Origin of the sequence: Gemmobacter fulvus, assembly GCF_018798885.1 — a bacterium.
In the GTDB taxonomy this organism is placed as follows: domain Bacteria; phylum Pseudomonadota; class Alphaproteobacteria; order Rhodobacterales; family Rhodobacteraceae; genus Gemmobacter; species Gemmobacter fulvus.
In genome coordinates, this window is sequence record NZ_CP076361.1 from 313,942 (window position 1) to 329,222 (window position 15,281).

Below are 15,281 nucleotides of genomic sequence, written 5' to 3' on the forward strand. Positions count from 1 at the left end.
CAAGACAACAGGAAGATCACAGCATGATGACGGTCACTCTGCCGCCATGCGCGGCACATCCCCGCCCGCCCGGATCGCGGCCAGCAAGGTCTCGCGCCGCTTGGCCGCCTTGGCGGCATTGGCATCCTTGACCGGGCCGAACCCACGGATGGTCAGCGGCAGTTCCGCCCATTCGCAGATCAGCGCCGCAGTCGCCGGGGTATAAAGCGGCAGCAGCATGTCCAGATCCGCCTCGTATTGCGCGATCAAGGCCCGCTCCATCCGCCGTTCTTCGGTGCGGCCAAACGGATCCAGCGCCGTGCCGCGCAAGCCCTTCATCCTGGCCAGAAGCCCGAACAGCGGCATGATCCACGGGCCGAAGGCGCGTTTCTTCGGGCGGCCATTCGGATCCTTGCCCCCAAGCAGCGGCGGCGCAAGATGGAACGAGGGGCGCATCGGGCCTTCCAGCACCTCTGCGGCCTTGGCCATCGTGTCCAGATGCAGCCGTGCCACCTCGTATTCGTCCTTGTAACTCAACAGCTTGTGATAGCCTTTTGCCACAGGCACACGCAGCGGCTCGGGCAAGGTTTTCAACCGCGCCAGATAGCGTTCGGCCAGTGCGGCGTTCTGATACCGCGTCAGGTGGTCAACGCGGAACGCCACCGGATCCACCGGCACCTTGGCGACTGGCACCATAAGCGCCCGCGCCTGATCGGGATGCACCGCCGCCCAACGACCCAGATCGAAGGCGCGCAGATTGGCCTCGACGCCCGCGCCATTCAGGCGGATGGATTCGCGCAACGCCGCCTCGGACAGGGGCACAAGACCCGACTGCCAGGCCATTCCCAAGAGCAGCATGTTGGAAAAGATCGAATCGCCCAAGGCAACCCGCGCCAGTTCCGACACGTCGAGGAACTGCACGCCTTCGCGCAACCGCGCTTGAAGAGCGACGCGCAAATCCTCGGACGGAATACGGAATTCCGTATTGCGGGTAAATTCGCCGGTCACGATTTCATGGTCATTCACCACGGCCCTAGTGCGGCCCGTCGTCATCAGGCCCAACGTCTTGGCCCCCGCCGTCACCACCAGATCGCCGCCGATCACCGCATCGGCCTCGCCCACCGCCACCCGGATCGCCGAGATGTCTTCGGGCTTCTGCGCCAGACGGCAATGGATATGCACCGCGCCGCCTTTCTGCGCGAGCCCTGCCATTTCCATCATGCCGGCGCCCTTGCCGTCCAGATGCGCCGCCATCGCCAGCAGCGCGCCGATGGTCACGACCCCGGTGCCACCAACGCCGGTGATCACGATGTTATGAGTGCCGCTGATCGTGGGCAGCACAGGCTGCGGCAGATCCGGCAGATCCGGCAGATCCAGCGCCATCGCCCCGGCCTTGCGTGGCTTTGCCCCCGCAAGTGTCACGAAAGACGGACAAAAACCGTTGACGCAAGAGAAATCCTTGTTGCAGCTCGATTGGTCAATGCCACGCTTGCGGCCCAGTTCGGTTTCCACCGGCACAACCGAGACGCAGTTCGACTGCACACCACAATCGCCACAGCCTTCGCAGATGTCAGTGTTGATGAACACGCGCTTGTCGATATCGGGAAAGCTGCCTTTCTTGCGGCGGCGGCGCTTTTCGGCGGCGCAGGTCTGCACATAAACAATGGCCGACACACCTTTGATCTTGCTCATGTTCTCTTGCACGACCATGAGCTCGTCGCGCGTGTGGCGGCTGACCTCGCGTGGGAACAGGCTGAGATCCAGCCCTTCCTTCGGATCATGCACGACGGCCACATGCTTCACGCCCATCGCCAGCAATTCGCGCGCGATCCGATCGGCAGTCAGCCCGCCTTCGTTGAACTGGCCGCCGGTCATGGCCACCGCATCGTTGAACAGGATCTTGTAGGTGATATTGGTGCCCGCCGCCAAAGCGGCGCGGATCGCCAGCGACCCGGAGTGGTTATAGGTGCCGTCGCCAAGGTTCTGGAACACATGGTCCCGCTTGGAAAACGGCGCCTCACCCACCCAGTTCGCGCCTTCGCCACCCATCTGGGTGAAGCCGGTGGTTTCGCGGTCCATCCACTGCACCATGTAGTGACAGCCGATCCCGGCATAGGCGCGCGCGCCGTCCGGCAGTTTGGTGGAGGAGTTGTGCGGGCAGCCCGAACAGAAATAGGGCAAGCGCGCCGCCAGATCGCGGGCATTGTCGGCCCGGCGCATCTCGGCGATGCGGGCGAGGCCCGCCTTCACATGCTCGGTGCCGCGCCCTTCCTCGATCAGGATGCCGCCCAGCTTTTCGGCAATCAGCATCGGGTCCAGCGCATAGCGCGTGGGGAACAGCTCTTCATGGGTGCGGTCATGTTTCCAGCCATGCACCCGGCGGCCCCGGCGGTTGTCAAAGATCGCCTCCTTGACCTGCACTTCGATCAGCTTGCGCTTTTCCTCGACGACAACGATCAGCTCCAGCCCTTCGGCCCAGTCGGAAAAGCCGCGCATGTCCATCGGGAAGGTCTGCCCCACCTTGTAGGTGGTCAGGCCCAGCCGCTCGGCCTCATGCGCGTCGATGCCCAGCAGCGACAGCGCATGGGTCAGATCCAGCCAGTTCTTGCCCGCGGCCACAAAACCGATCTTGGCACCGGGGCGACCCATCACCCGCTTGTCCATCTTGTTGGCATGTGAAAACGCCTCGGCGGCGAAGCGCTTGAAGTCGATCATCCGCGCTTCCTGCGCCACCGGCGTATCGCCCAGCCGGATGTTCAACCCGCCATCGGGCAGGCGGAACTCGGGCAGCACGAAATTCATCCGGTGCGGATTGCCATCCACCACCGCCGTCGCCTCGACCGTGTCCTTCATCGTTTTCAGGCCGACCCACAGCCCGGCATAGCGGCTGAGCGCCCAGCCATAGAGACCGTAATCCAGCACCTCCTGCACCCCCGCCGGGCTGACCACCGGCATATAGGCATCCACCATCGCCCAGTCGGACTGGTGCAGCACGGTGGAGCTTTCGCCGGTATGGTCATCGCCCATCGCCATCAGCACACCACCATGGCGCGACGAGCCCGCCATATTGGCGTGGCGCATCACGTCGCCGGTGCGGTCTACCCCCGGACCCTTGCCATACCACAGCGCAAAGACGCCATCATAGCGCCCCTCGCCGCGCAACTCGGCCTGCTGGCTGCCCCAGATCGCAGTGGCGGCCAGATCCTCGTTCAGGCCGGGCTGAAACAGCACATCTGCCGCCTCCAGCTCGCGTTTGGCCTTGCTCATGGTCAGATCCACCGCGCCCAGCGGCGAGCCGCGATAGCCGGTGCAATAGCCCGCCGTATGAAGCCCCGCCGCCCGGTCGCGCGCCTGCTGCATCAGCATCAACCGCACCAGAGCCTGCGTGCCATTCAGAAGAACCGGAGATTTGGTGAGGTCGTAGCGATCCGAAAGCGAAACATCCTCACGGATCAAATCCTGCCTGCCCATTGTGCACCTCCCCTGTGAAACGAGCCTTGGCGGCATGATAGGTCAAAATTGCTGACCTACAAAGGGGAATTTTTGACGAGGAATTCATTTACAGATCGAATTTACTCTCTAAGTAGGGTCGGAAATGTTAGCGACATACAAAAGAAAAAGAGTTGCGCGATGGATTGGGATAAACTCAGGATATTTCACGCGGTAGCCGATGCCGGCAGCCTGACCCATGCGGGGGACACCCTGCACCTGAGCCAATCCGCCGTCAGCCGCCAGATTCGCGCGCTGGAAGAAAGCCTGAATGTCACGCTGTTCCACCGTCACGCCCGCGGGCTGATTCTGACGGAACAGGGCGAGCTGCTGTTCGATGCCACCACCGCCATGGTGAAACGGCTGGAGGCGACCGCCGCCCGCATCCGCGACAGCGAGGATGAGGTGTTCGGCGAGCTGCGCGTGACCACCACCACCGGCTTTGGCACGCTCTGGCTCGCGCCGCGTCTGCCCAAGCTGTTCAAGAAATTCCCGTCGCTGAAAATCGACCTGATGCTGGAAGAGCGCGTGCTGGATCTGCCGATGCGTGAGGCCGATGTGGCAATCCGCATGAAAGAGCCGTCGCAGGCCGATCTGATCCGGCGGCGGCTGATGAACATCCGCATGCGGCTGTTTGCGACCCCGGAATATCTGGCCGAAAACGGCACCCCGCAAAGCATGGATGATTTCAGCGCGCACCGCCTGATCTGCCAGCACGCGGGCACGGCGCAGGTGGCGGCTGGCGCCCTGCTGGTGGCCGAGCTGATGAGCCATGACATTCCGTCAACGCTTACGGTGAACAACTATTTCGGCGTGCTGCAAGGCGTGCTGAATCATCTGGGGATCGGCGTCCTGCCCGATTACACGACCGAGGATTTCCCGAACCTCGTGCGCGTGCTGCCCGAAACGGAATCGAACGAGGTTCCGGTGTTTCTGGCCTACCCCGAAGAACTGCGTCATTCCAAGCGTGTGGCGGCCTTCCGCGACTTCGTGACGGAAGAGATTTTCCAGTTCCGCAAGGCCCATCAATCCTGACGACAGAAAGCCATGCGCGCAGCGCATGGCAGACATGCTGCACCTGCGGCATGTTTGCCCTTGAACGGAATCGCGGGCAGGCCTAAATCCCACCTCGAAGGCGGTGATCGAGACGTTCTCTCTCATCTTCTTCATACCTCCCTGTTGGACTTGGGCCGAGCTTCTGCTCGGCCTTTTTTTTATTTTCGCCCTGTTTTTTATTTCCTGCCCGACAATGCGGCGGTGCAGCATGGTCCTTGTCCAGAAACGGGGCGGAACAGGTTTCGCGCGCAGGGGTACAAACCCGGCCTGCGATTCGACCAGCAGCCCGCCGCGCAGGATTTTTTACCCGATCCCCCGCTTTCCACCGGAAAGGTCCTGCATCACCCTTCCCCTTTGGCGGCACTTGGCCTAAAGGGGCGCAAACGAGGCCGTTGCGTGGGGATGCTGCCATGAATGAACCCGAAATTACCGCAGAGCTGATCGCCGCGCATGGTCTGAAGCCTGATGAGTATCAGCGCATTCTGGAGATCATCGGGCGGGAGCCAAGCTTCACCGAACTCGGCATCTTCTCGGCCATGTGGAACGAGCATTGTTCCTATAAATCCTCGAAGAAATGGCTGCGCACCCTGCCGACCACCGGCCCGCAGGTGATCTGCGGCCCGGGTGAAAACGCGGGCGTGGTGGATATCGGCGATGGTCAGGCCGTCATCTTCAAGATGGAAAGCCACAACCACCCCTCTTACATCGAACCGCATCAGGGCGCGGCCACCGGCGTCGGCGGCATTCTGCGCGACGTGTTCACCATGGGCGCGCGTCCGATTGCCGCGATGAACTCGCTCAGCTTCGGCCTGCCCTCGCATCCCAAAACCGCGCATCTGGTCAAGGGCGTGGTCGAAGGTGTGGGCAGCTATGGCAATGCGTTCGGCGTGCCGACCGTGGGTGGCGAAGTGCGCTTCCATGCCAGCTATAACGGCAACTGCCTCGTCAACGCCTTTGCGGCGGGTCTGGCCGATGCCGACAAGATTTTCTACTCGGTCGCCTCGGGTGTGGGTATGCCGGTTGTGTATCTGGGGGCCAAGACCGGGCGCGATGGCGTCGGCGGTGCCACCATGGCCAGCGCGGAATTCGATGACACGATCGAGGAAAAACGCCCCACTGTACAGGTTGGCGACCCCTTCACCGAAAAGCGCCTGCTGGAAGCCTGTCTGGAACTGATGGCCTCCGGCTCGGTCATTTCGATTCAGGACATGGGTGCCGCCGGTCTGACTTGTTCGGCGGTGGAAATGGGCGACAAGGGCGGGCTGGGCATCAAGCTGATCCTCGACGCCGTGCCGCAGCGCGAAGCGGCGATGACCGCCTATGAAATGATGCTGTCCGAAAGCCAGGAGCGGATGCTCATGGTGCTGAAGCCGGAAATGGAAGCCATTGCGCGTGCCATTTTCGTGAAATGGGATCTCGATTTCGCGATTGTCGGCGAAACCATCCCCGAGGATCGCTTCCTGATCGTGCATGGCAATGAGGTGAAAGCCGATCTGCCGCTCTCGAAACTGTCCTCCTCGGCCCCGGAATATGATCGTCCCTGGGTGGAAACGCCGAAACAGGCGCCGCTCGGCCCGGTTCCGGCCATTGCCCCCATCGCCGGTCTGATGGCGCTGATCTCTTCGCCCAGCTACGCGCACAAGGCCTGGGTCTATGAGCAATATGATTGCCAGGTCGGCGGCGATACCGTGGTGCGTCCGGGCATGGGCGCGGGTGTGGTGCGGGTGCATGGCACCACAAAGGCGCTGGCCTTCACCTCGGATGTGACACCGCGCTATGTGAAGGCCAACCCGTTCGAGGGCGGCAAGCAGGCGGTGGCCGAAGCGTATCGTAACCTGACCGCCGTGGGCGCGACCCCGCTGGCCACCACCGACAACCTGAACTTCGGCAACCCGGAAAAGCCCGAAATCATGGGTCAATTCGTCGGCGCGATCAAAGGCATCGGCGCGGCGGTGGCGGCGCTGGATATGCCGATCGTGTCGGGCAACGTCTCGCTGTATAACGAAACCGATGGTTCGGGCATCCTGCCGACGCCGACGATTGGCGCGGTGGGTATTCTGGCCTCGCTGGATGATCTGATCTCGGGGCAGCCGGTCGAAGGCGATATCGCGCTGGTGATCGGCGAAACCTTTGGCCATCTGGGCCAGTCGGCGCTGCTGGCCGAGGCCTTCGGGATCGAGGCGGGCGATGCGCCCGAGGTCGATCTGGACGCAGAAAAGCGCCATGGCGATTTCCTGCGTGCGAACCGTCGCGCGCTGCGCTGCGCCACCGATCTTGCGGATGGTGGTCTGGCGCTGGCCGCGTTCGAGATGGCCGAGGCCGCCGGGCTGGGCCTGTCGCTCGACGCGGGCGACATTCCGACGCTGTTTGGCGAGGATCAGGCGCGCTATCTGGTGGCCTGTTCGGCCGAAGGCGCACGCGCGCTGGAAGCGGCGGCCATCACCACCGGCGTTCCGCTGCTGCGGGTGGGCCGGTTTGGTGGCGACACGGTGCGCCTTGGCGCGGATGCGGCCCCGCTGGCCGATCTGTCGCGCGCCTATCGCGGTGCCTTTGCGGCAGCGGTGGAATAAGGGGGGCGGGTGCCCCCTACTATTTTGTCGGGCTGAACGCGGGGCAAGCGCTGTGTTGCCTTGCGGTGGCCGGTTGCGCATCCTAGATTTGGGCAAAGGACAGGAGGCGTTCACATGCCGATGGAAGGCAAGGATATCGAGGCGCTGATCCGGGAAGGTTTCCCGAAGGCGAAGATCACCATCACCGATCTGGCGGGCGACGGAAACCACTGGGCCGCCGAGGTGATTGACGACAGTTTCAAGGGCATGAACCGGGTGCAGCAACAGCGCGCCGTCTATGCCAGCCTCAAGGGCAAGATGGACGGGGCACATGGCGAGCTTCATGCGCTGGCGCTGACCACCAAGGCCCCCGAATGACACCGCAGCTGGTCTGGCTGCTGCTGGCGGGCTTGGCCCTTGTTGTTGCGATTGCCGTCGAGGCTTGGCTGCGGCGCGGGCGCAGCGGTGCGTCGTCGGCACAGCGGTTCGCCGCGAACCTCGGCAAACCTGCCGATTTGGGCACCGAGGCGCTGGATACGGCGCAGTTCCACAGCGACATGGCCCGCAATGCCCCCTTTGCCCAGACCGCCGATTTCAGGGCGCGCCCCGATGCCTTGCAGACCGATCTGCGCCCTGTGAAAGATGACACCAGCTATGCCACCCGCTTTCACGCGGCGTTTGGCAAGAAGAAGGATGACTGAGATGACAAGCGCGCAGGATCAAATCCGCGAAACGGTTGAGAAAAACGACGTGGTGTTGTTCATGAAGGGCACCAAGATGATGCCGCAATGCGGATTTTCGTCCCGCGTCGCAGGCGTTCTGAACTATATGGGCGTCGATTTTGCCGATGTGAACGTGCTGGCCGATGCCGAGATCCGTCAGGGCATCAAGGACTTTTCCGACTGGCCGACCATTCCGCAGCTTTATGTGAAGGGCGAATTTGTCGGCGGCTGCGATATTGTCACCGAAATGACCCTGTCGGGCGAGCTGGACGCGCTGTTCGAGGCCAAGGGCGTCGCCTATGACAAGGACGCTGCCGAAAAGATCCGCGAAGCCAACGCCTGATCCCGGCACAATCTGATGAAAAAGCCCGCCTTCCGGCGGGCTTTTGTCATTCGGCGGCCTGTTCGTCCAGCCGGGCGGCCAGGGCCTCGGCCCTTGCGGCGATCTCGGCCAGGGTTTCTGTCACCTGCGGCGGTATCACCGGCACCTCGATCCGCTGCGGCGCAGGCGCTGCGCGGTTTTCCAGTTCGGCCACACGGGCCTGATGGCTGCGCAGCTCGTCTTCCAGTGCGGCGGTCTTGTCGGCCAGCATCAGCCCGGCCATCAGCAGCATCCGCGATTCCGGCAGACGGCCCATCTGCGTCACCAGCGGCTGCGCCTCGATGTCCAGCATCTTGGCGGCCGAGCGCAGGAAATGCTCTTCGCCGGTCTGGCAGGCCACCTGAAAGCTGCGGCCGCCGATGGTGATTTCAACCTCAGGCATCTGTCTTTTCCTCTGCCAGAATGGGCGCAAGCTCTGCGAGGATCTCGTCCAGTTCCGCCGCTTCGGACGAGCGGGCCGCGCGCAGCGCCTCCAGCTCGGCCAGCATCGCCTTGTTGATCAGATGCGCCTCGACCGAGCCTTCCTGCTGTTCACGCAGGCCCCGCAGCGCCTCGCGCAGCTGGATGGTGCTTTTGCGCATCCGGTGAATCTCCAGCCCCTGCACATCCAGCTGGCGGGTCAGCTGTTCGATCCGCGCCTCCAGCACAGCTTCCTGTTTGCCGTCGCGCTCCTTGATCGCGCGCAGCCGTTCAGTCAGCTGCGCATTGGTGCCGCGCTCGGCCTCCAGCGCCTCTTGCAGGCGGCTGATTTCGGCAGTGTCCACGGCTGGCGTGGCCGGTTCAACAGGCGCGACTTCGGGGGGGGCGGGTTCAGGGTCTTGCGCCTGCACCGCGGTCTGGCTGGCCAATCTGTCCAGCCCCGTTCCGATCCGTGCAAGCGCCGCCGTGATGCGCCGCTCCAGCTCTGCCAAATCGCTCATGCCCTTGCCTTCTGACTTGCGTTCCGCTTGCGATGGGCGCGACCCGCCTGCCCCGGTCTGCCGCCTTGGCCAACCTATGGGCGAATCGCATCGCGCCCCGCTTTTTGTGATCTTAACGCAAAGATTGGCGGGAATGTGCCCCCAATCGACCAGCCTTTCCGCCCAAGGACATGCGCGCCACGCTTGATCTTGCTGACCGGGCTGCTATGGACCTTGGCAATTCATCCGAAACAACGAGGATCTGCCCCGTGGATATTGCAAGCCTGCGCGCCCAGCACCCCGACCATTGGAAAAAAGCCTGTGCCATCCGGGTGCTGACGCTGGATGCGGTCGCAGCCGCGAATTCGGGCCATTCCGGCATGCCGATGGGCATGGCCGATGTGGCGACTGTCCTGTTTGAAAAGCACCTGAACTTCGATCCCTCGGCACCACTCTGGCCGAACCGCGACCGGTTCATCCTGTCGGCGGGCCATGGCTCGATGCTGATCTACAGCCTGCTGCACCTGACCGGCTACAAACAGGCCACGCTGGACGAACTGAAGAATTTCCGCCAATGGGGTGCCCGCACCGCAGGCCACCCGGAATATGGCCATCTGGAAGGCGTGGAAACCACCACCGGCCCGCTGGGTCAGGGCATCTCGAACGCCGTGGGCTTTGCCATGGCCGAAGAATCCCTGCGCGCCCGCTGGGGGGCCAAGGTGATGGACCATTACACCTATGTCATCGCGGGCGATGGCTGCCTGATGGAAGGTGTCAGCCAGGAAGCCATCGGCATCGCCGGCAAGCACGAGCTGTCGCGCCTGATCGTGCTGTGGGACAACAACGGCATCACCATCGACGGCAAGGTCTCGCTGTCGGACGTGACCGACCAGAAGGCGCGCTTTGCCGCCAGCGGTTGGGATGTGTTCGAATGTGACGGGCATGACCCGGTGGCGATTGATGCGGCGATCACCGCCGCCAAGGCCTCGCCCCGCCCGGCGATGATTGCCTGCGCCACGCATATCGCGCTTGGCTCTTCGGCACAGGATACGTCCAAGGGCCATGGCGCCCTGACCGACAAGCAGCTGATCGCCGACACCCGCGCCGCCTATGGCTGGGAGCATGGCCCGTTCGAGATTCCGGCCGATGTGAAAGCGGCATGGGATGCGATCGGCGCGCGCGGCGTGGCAACGCGCCGCGAATGGGAAGGCCGTCTGGCCATGCTGTCCGCCGGAAAACAGGCGGAGTTCAACCGTATCTTCGCAGGCGACGCCCCGGCCAAACTGGCCGCTGCCGTGCGCGGTGTGAAAAAGGCCGCGACCGAAGCGCCGAAGAAGCTGGCCACCCGCTCGGCCTCCGAAATCGCGCTGGCCGCGATCAATCCGGTGATGCAGGAAACCATTGGCGGTTCGGCCGACCTGACCGGATCGAACAACACCAAGACCGCGGATCTGGGTGTGTTCGACCCGATCAACCGCAAGGGCCGCTACGTCTATTGGGGCATCCGCGAGCATGGCATGGCCGCCGCAATGAACGGCATGGTGCTGCATGGTGGCGTGCGCCCCTATTCGGGCACCTTCATGTGCTTCACCGACTATGCCCGCCCCGCGATGCGCCTGTCGGCGCTGATGCAGGTGCCGGTGGTCTATGTGATGACGCATGACAGCATCGGTCTGGGCGAAGACGGCCCGACCCACCAGCCGGTTGAACATCTGGCTATTTCGCGCGCCACGCCCAACACCTGGGTATTCCGCCCCGCCGATCTGGTCGAAGTGGCCGAGGCCTGGGAATGTGCCTTCAGCACCAACACCACGCCGACGGTCATGGCGCTCAGCCGCCAGAACCTTGCGCCGGTGCGTCTGACCCACACCAATCAGAACCTCAGCGCCAAGGGGGCCTATGTTCTGGCCGAGTCCACCGGCAAACGTCAGGTGATCCTGATCGCGACCGGCTCCGAGGTGGAGATCGCCATGAAAGCCCGCGAGATGCTGGAGGCCGAAGGCATCGGCACCCGCGTCGTCTCCATGCCCTGCATGGAGCTGTTCGCGGCGCAGGACGAAGCCTATCGCAAGAAAGTGCTGCCCGCAGGCCCGGTGCGCGTCGCCATCGAGGCAGGCGTGCGCATGGGTTGGGATCGCTGGCTGCTGGGCGAGCGTGGCAAGGAAACGAAGGCCGATTTCGTCGGCATGTCGGGCTTTGGCGCCTCTGCTCCGGCGGACCGCCTTTACAAGGAATTCGGCATCACCGCCGAAAACGCCGTGGCAAAGGCCAAGGCGCTGCTCTGATCCTGCCGCTTGGCAAACGAAAGGGCCGCATCGCAAGATGCGGCCCTTTTTCATACAGGCTTGGGGGGTGACGCTCAGTCTTTCGGCGGCAAGGGCACTTCGACGCTTTGCTGCTCTTCCGGGAACAACTGGTCATCGCCCTGATCGGTCAGGCCCGGCATCTCTCCCTGATTTTCAACCGCCAGCAGCGGCTCGCCCCGGGGCGGGATGGATTGCGCGATGGTCAAGCGCCCCGCCTCGGGGTTTTCAGAGATTTCCAGCAAGGCGCGCGCCCGGTCGACATAGGGTTGCTCACCGCCTTCGGGGCAGCCCGCCTCTTCCCACATGCTATGGGCCTTTTCGGCCACGCGGCGTTCAAAATCGGCAAAGGCTTTCGCATCCATGGCAGTTCTCCTGTTCAGGTGACTGTCAACGGCGCGACCGCCCTTCGGGTTCCGAACGCGTCAATGGGCGGCGGCCTTGCGCCCCGTCACTGCCCCCCAGAGCGGCACGATCACCCGCGTCGCCACCGGGATCAGCAATACCCCCAGGATCAGCCCCAGCACCCCGTCACAAACCGCTGTGACCAGCCAGACAACAAGGCCACGAATGCCTTCGGGCGACGCCGCACCCGCGACCTCGGCCCAGTGATGGATCGTGGCATAGGGTTCGTGCAGGCCGAGCGTATGCAAGCCATGCACGACGATATTGCCGCCCACCCACAGCATCGCCAGGGTGCCCACCGTCGACAGCAGCGCCATCAGCTTGGGCATGCCCACAACCAGCCCCCGGCCAAAGCCGCGTGCCGCCCCGGTGCGGGCCTTGGCGGCCATGTGCAGGCCGATGTCATCCATCTTCACGATCAGCGCCACCGCACCATAGACGGCAAGCGTGATGAACGCCCCCACAACCGCCAGCGTGATTGCCTGCATCCAGAAGCTCGGGCTTTCCACGGTGGCAAGCGCGATGGTCATGATCTCGGCGCTCAGGATGAAATCGGTCTTGATGGCGCCTGCAATCTTTTCTTCTTCCAGATGGGTCGGATCTTTGGTGTCGAAATCAGCCTCCACCACCGCGTCCCCATGCGGGAACAGCGCGTGGAACACCTTTTCGGCGCCCTCAAAACACAGATAGGCCCCGCCCAGCATCAACAACGGCGTGATGACCCAAGGCGCAAAATAGCTCAGCGCCAGCAAGCCGGGCAGCAGCACGACCAGCTTGTTTTTCAGCGAGCCCATGGCGATGCGCCAGATGATCGGCAACTCCCTGTCCGCCGAAAAGCCATGCACATATTTCGGCGTCACGGCGGCATCGTCGATCACGACGCCCGCCGCCTTGGCCCCCGCCTTGGCCGCCGCTGCCGCCACATCATCAACCGAAGCGGCCGCAACCTTGGCAATGGCCGCCACATCGTCCAGCAGCGCAAGCAATCCACTCATACCCGTATCCTTATCCTGTTCACCGGCAGCTTACCCAACGCATCATGTGGCGAAAAGATGCCCATTCCATGAACCCTGTTAGCGGAAACAAAGGAAGTTTGCGCTAACACAATGATAAATCGTCGTTTTTCTGCTATGCGGCAGAAAATGCCCGCGTTATAGGCAAAGCCATTCAAGCGGGCTGACAGCACGGAGACGTTCGGGATGACCATCACCATCGGGATCAATGGCTTCGGCCGTATCGGGCGCTGCACTCTGGCGCATATCGCAGAATCCGGGCGCAACGACGTGCAGGTGGTGGCCATCAATGCCACCGGGCCGATTGAAACCAACGCGCATCTGCTGAAATACGACTCGGTGCATGGCCGGTTTCCGGGCAAGGTGAAGGTTGAGGGCAATACGCTGGATCTGGGCCGTGGCCCGATGCGCGTGATGTCGACCTACAACCCCGAAGAGCTGGATTGGGAAGGCGTTGACGTCGTGCTGGAATGCACCGGCAATTTCAACGAACGCGAGAAGGCGGCGGTCCATCTGGGCCGGGGTGCCAAGCGGGTTCTGGTCTCGGCCCCCGCCAAGCGCGCCGACAAGACCATCGTCTACGGTGTGAACCACCGCCAGCTGCTATCGGAACATCTGGTCGTGTCGAACGGCTCCTGCACCACCAACTGCCTCGCGCCGCTGGCCAAGGTGCTGAACGATGCGATCGGCATCGAAAGCGGCATCATGACCACGATCCACTCCTATACAGGCGACCAGCCGACGCTGGACCGCCGCCACAGCGACCTCTATCGCGCCCGCGCCGCCGCCATGGCGATGATTCCCACCTCCACCGGTGCGGCCAAGGCCCTTGGCGAAGTGCTGCCGGAGTTGGCGGGCAAGCTGGATGGCACCGCCATCCGCGTCCCCACCCCGAACGTGTCGGCGGTGGATCTGACCTTCGTCGCCTCGAAGGATGTGACGGTGCAGGACGTGAACGAGATCGTGCGCGAAGCCGCTGCCGGTTACATGGGCATGGTTCTGTCTTACGACCCGGAGCCGAAAGTCTCGATCGACTTCAATCACACGACGTATTCGTCTATCTTCGCCCCTGACCAGACCAAGGTTGTCGGAAAGCGCACCGTGCGCGTTCTGGCATGGTATGACAACGAATGGGGCTTCTCTTGCCGTATGGCCGACGTGGCCGGGGCGATGGGGCGGCTCCTCCAATAACGGAGGGGTCGTGACAGACCGTCTTGCGCTTGTCCTCGGGCTGTTGCTCGTGACGCTGATTACAGCCGACATCCTCGCCAATGGCGGGGATGTTTTGCTGTTTCTTGCGAAAAAATTTGCCGATCTGACCGAATATCTGATCTTCTGGCGCTGAGCGGGCAGAAGTTCCGGTTGATATTTGCGCCGATCCGCTCATGTTAGCGCTAGCATCGCGCCGCGAGATTCGCAGGCGCATCTGTCCATGGGCAAGGAGGCTACCATGACCGTCAAAGTAGCAATCAATGGCTTCGGCCGTATCGGGCGCAACGTGCTGCGCGGCATCATCGAATCAGGTCGGACCGATATCGAGGTGGTCGCGATCAACGATCTGGGCCCGGTGGAAACCAATGCCCATCTGCTGCGGTTTGATTCGGTGCATGGCCGGTTTCCGGCAACCGTGACCACCACCGCGGACACCATCGACGTGGGTCGCGGCCCGATCCGCGTGACCGCGATGCGCAACCCGGCAGATCTGCCCTGGGGCGATGTGGACATCGTGATGGAATGCACCGGCATTTTCACCTCCAAGGAAAAATGCCTGGCCCATCTGGAAAACGGCTCGAAGCGGGTGCTGATCTCGGCCCCCGGTGACGGCGCCGACAAGACCATCGTCTATGGCGTGAACCATGGCACGCTGACCAAGGACGATGTGGTGGTCTCCAACGCCTCCTGCACCACCAACTGCCTGTCGCCGGTCGCCAAGGTGCTGAATGACGCCATCGGCATCAAGCGCGGCTTCATGACCACGATCCATTCCTACACCGGCGACCAGCCGACGCTGGATACCATGCACAAGGATCTGTATCGCGCCCGGGCCGCGGCCCTGTCGATGATCCCCACCTCGACCGGGGCGGCCAAGGCCGTGGGTCTGGTGCTGCCGGAACTGAAGGGCAAGCTGGATGGCGTGGCGATCCGGGTGCCGACGCCGAATGTCTCGGTGGTGGATTTCGTGTTTGAGACGCTGCGCGAAACGACGGTGCAGGAAGTCAACGATGCGGTCCGGGCGGCGGCCAATGGCCCGCTGAAGGGGATTCTGGGCTTTACCGATCAGCCGAATGTCAGCTCTGACTTCAACCACGACCCCCATTCCAGCGTGTTCCACATGGATCAGACCAAGGTGATGGAGGGCACGATGGTGCGTATCCTCAGCTGGTATGACAATGAATGGGGCTTCTCCAACCGCATGGCGGATACCGCCGTCGCCATGGGCAAACTGATCTGATCGCGGCCACCTCTGGTCAGAGGGGCGCCTTC

14 protein-coding genes are annotated in these 15,281 nt (G+C 63.1%); 9 read left to right on the forward strand and 5 right to left on the reverse strand.

Features of this window, described 5'->3' with window-relative positions; all coding sequences use genetic code 11:
• Positions 1-33: 33 nt before the first annotated feature.
• Positions 34-3,435, reverse strand: coding sequence for an indolepyruvate ferredoxin oxidoreductase family protein (locus tag KM031_RS01460; protein WP_215504566.1), 3,402 nt, complete (start codon positions 3,433-3,435; stop codon positions 34-36).
• 174 nt (positions 3,436-3,609) lie between these two features.
• Here KM031_RS01460 and KM031_RS01465 point away from each other — a divergent pair, with 174 nt between their 5' ends.
• The 5 genes from KM031_RS01465 (at position 3,610) to grxD (ending at position 8,138) form a co-directional block, all read left to right on the forward strand.
• The gene (locus tag KM031_RS01465) at positions 3,610-4,503 is read left to right on the forward strand and encodes a LysR family transcriptional regulator (protein WP_215504141.1); all 894 of its coding nucleotides are present in this window, start codon (positions 3,610-3,612) and stop codon (positions 4,501-4,503) included.
• 431 nt (positions 4,504-4,934) lie between these two features.
• A complete protein-coding gene (gene purL / locus KM031_RS01470; protein ID WP_215504140.1) occupies positions 4,935-7,094 on the forward strand; it encodes a phosphoribosylformylglycinamidine synthase subunit PurL in 2,160 nt (719 codons plus the stop codon).
• Positions 7,095-7,208: 114 nt separating this feature from the next.
• Positions 7,209-7,451: a BolA/IbaG family iron-sulfur metabolism protein gene (locus KM031_RS01475; RefSeq protein ID WP_215504139.1), complete on the forward strand. Its 243-nt coding sequence runs from the start codon at positions 7,209-7,211 to the stop codon at positions 7,449-7,451.
• The gene (locus KM031_RS01480; RefSeq protein ID WP_215504138.1) at positions 7,448-7,774 is read left to right on the forward strand and encodes a hypothetical protein; all 327 of its coding nucleotides are present in this window, start codon (positions 7,448-7,450) and stop codon (positions 7,772-7,774) included. Before KM031_RS01475 ends, KM031_RS01480 begins: the two co-directional genes overlap by 4 nt.
• Position 7,775: 1 nt before the next feature.
• The gene (gene grxD / locus KM031_RS01485; protein ID WP_215504565.1) at positions 7,776-8,138 is read left to right on the forward strand and encodes a Grx4 family monothiol glutaredoxin; all 363 of its coding nucleotides are present in this window, start codon (positions 7,776-7,778) and stop codon (positions 8,136-8,138) included.
• Positions 8,139-8,184: 46 nt separating this feature from the next.
• On the opposite strand, the gene KM031_RS01490 is transcribed toward grxD, so the two are convergent.
• Positions 8,185-8,559 carry a cell division protein ZapA gene (locus KM031_RS01490; protein ID WP_215504137.1) on the reverse strand — a complete coding sequence of 125 codons (375 nt, stop codon included), beginning with the start codon at positions 8,557-8,559 and terminating at the stop codon, positions 8,185-8,187.
• Complete coding sequence (locus tag KM031_RS01495; RefSeq protein WP_215504136.1) at positions 8,552-9,097, reverse strand: hypothetical protein; 546 nt, start codon at positions 9,095-9,097, stop codon at positions 8,552-8,554. Before KM031_RS01495 ends, KM031_RS01490 begins: the two co-directional genes overlap by 8 nt.
• Positions 9,098-9,345: 248 nt before the next feature.
• On the opposite strand from KM031_RS01495, the gene tkt reads away from it, so the two are divergent.
• Positions 9,346-11,361, forward strand: coding sequence for a transketolase (gene tkt / locus KM031_RS01500; RefSeq protein WP_215504135.1), 2,016 nt, complete (start codon positions 9,346-9,348; stop codon positions 11,359-11,361).
• 74 nt (positions 11,362-11,435) lie between these two features.
• Here the strand turns inward: tkt and KM031_RS01505 are convergent, their stop codons facing one another.
• The gene (locus KM031_RS01505; protein WP_215504134.1) at positions 11,436-11,744 is read right to left on the reverse strand and encodes a DUF2934 domain-containing protein; all 309 of its coding nucleotides are present in this window, start codon (positions 11,742-11,744) and stop codon (positions 11,436-11,438) included.
• Between the two features lie 60 nt (positions 11,745-11,804).
• Positions 11,805-12,779, reverse strand: a complete 975-nt coding sequence (locus tag KM031_RS01510) for a DUF808 domain-containing protein (RefSeq protein WP_215504133.1) — start codon at positions 12,777-12,779, stop codon at positions 11,805-11,807.
• A gap of 204 nt (positions 12,780-12,983) precedes the next feature.
• Here KM031_RS01510 and gap (KM031_RS01515) point away from each other — a divergent pair, with 204 nt between their 5' ends.
• The 3 genes from gap (KM031_RS01515) (at position 12,984) to gap (KM031_RS01525) (ending at position 15,249) form a co-directional block, all read left to right on the forward strand.
• The gene (gene gap, locus KM031_RS01515; protein WP_215504132.1) at positions 12,984-13,988 is read left to right on the forward strand and encodes a type I glyceraldehyde-3-phosphate dehydrogenase; all 1,005 of its coding nucleotides are present in this window, start codon (positions 12,984-12,986) and stop codon (positions 13,986-13,988) included.
• 10 nt (positions 13,989-13,998) lie between these two features.
• The gene (locus KM031_RS01520; protein ID WP_215504131.1) at positions 13,999-14,142 is read left to right on the forward strand and encodes a hypothetical protein; all 144 of its coding nucleotides are present in this window, start codon (positions 13,999-14,001) and stop codon (positions 14,140-14,142) included.
• A 105-nt stretch (positions 14,143-14,247) separates the two neighbouring features.
• The gene (gene gap / locus KM031_RS01525) at positions 14,248-15,249 is read left to right on the forward strand and encodes a type I glyceraldehyde-3-phosphate dehydrogenase (RefSeq protein WP_215504130.1); all 1,002 of its coding nucleotides are present in this window, start codon (positions 14,248-14,250) and stop codon (positions 15,247-15,249) included.
• Positions 15,250-15,281 lie beyond the last annotated feature (32 nt).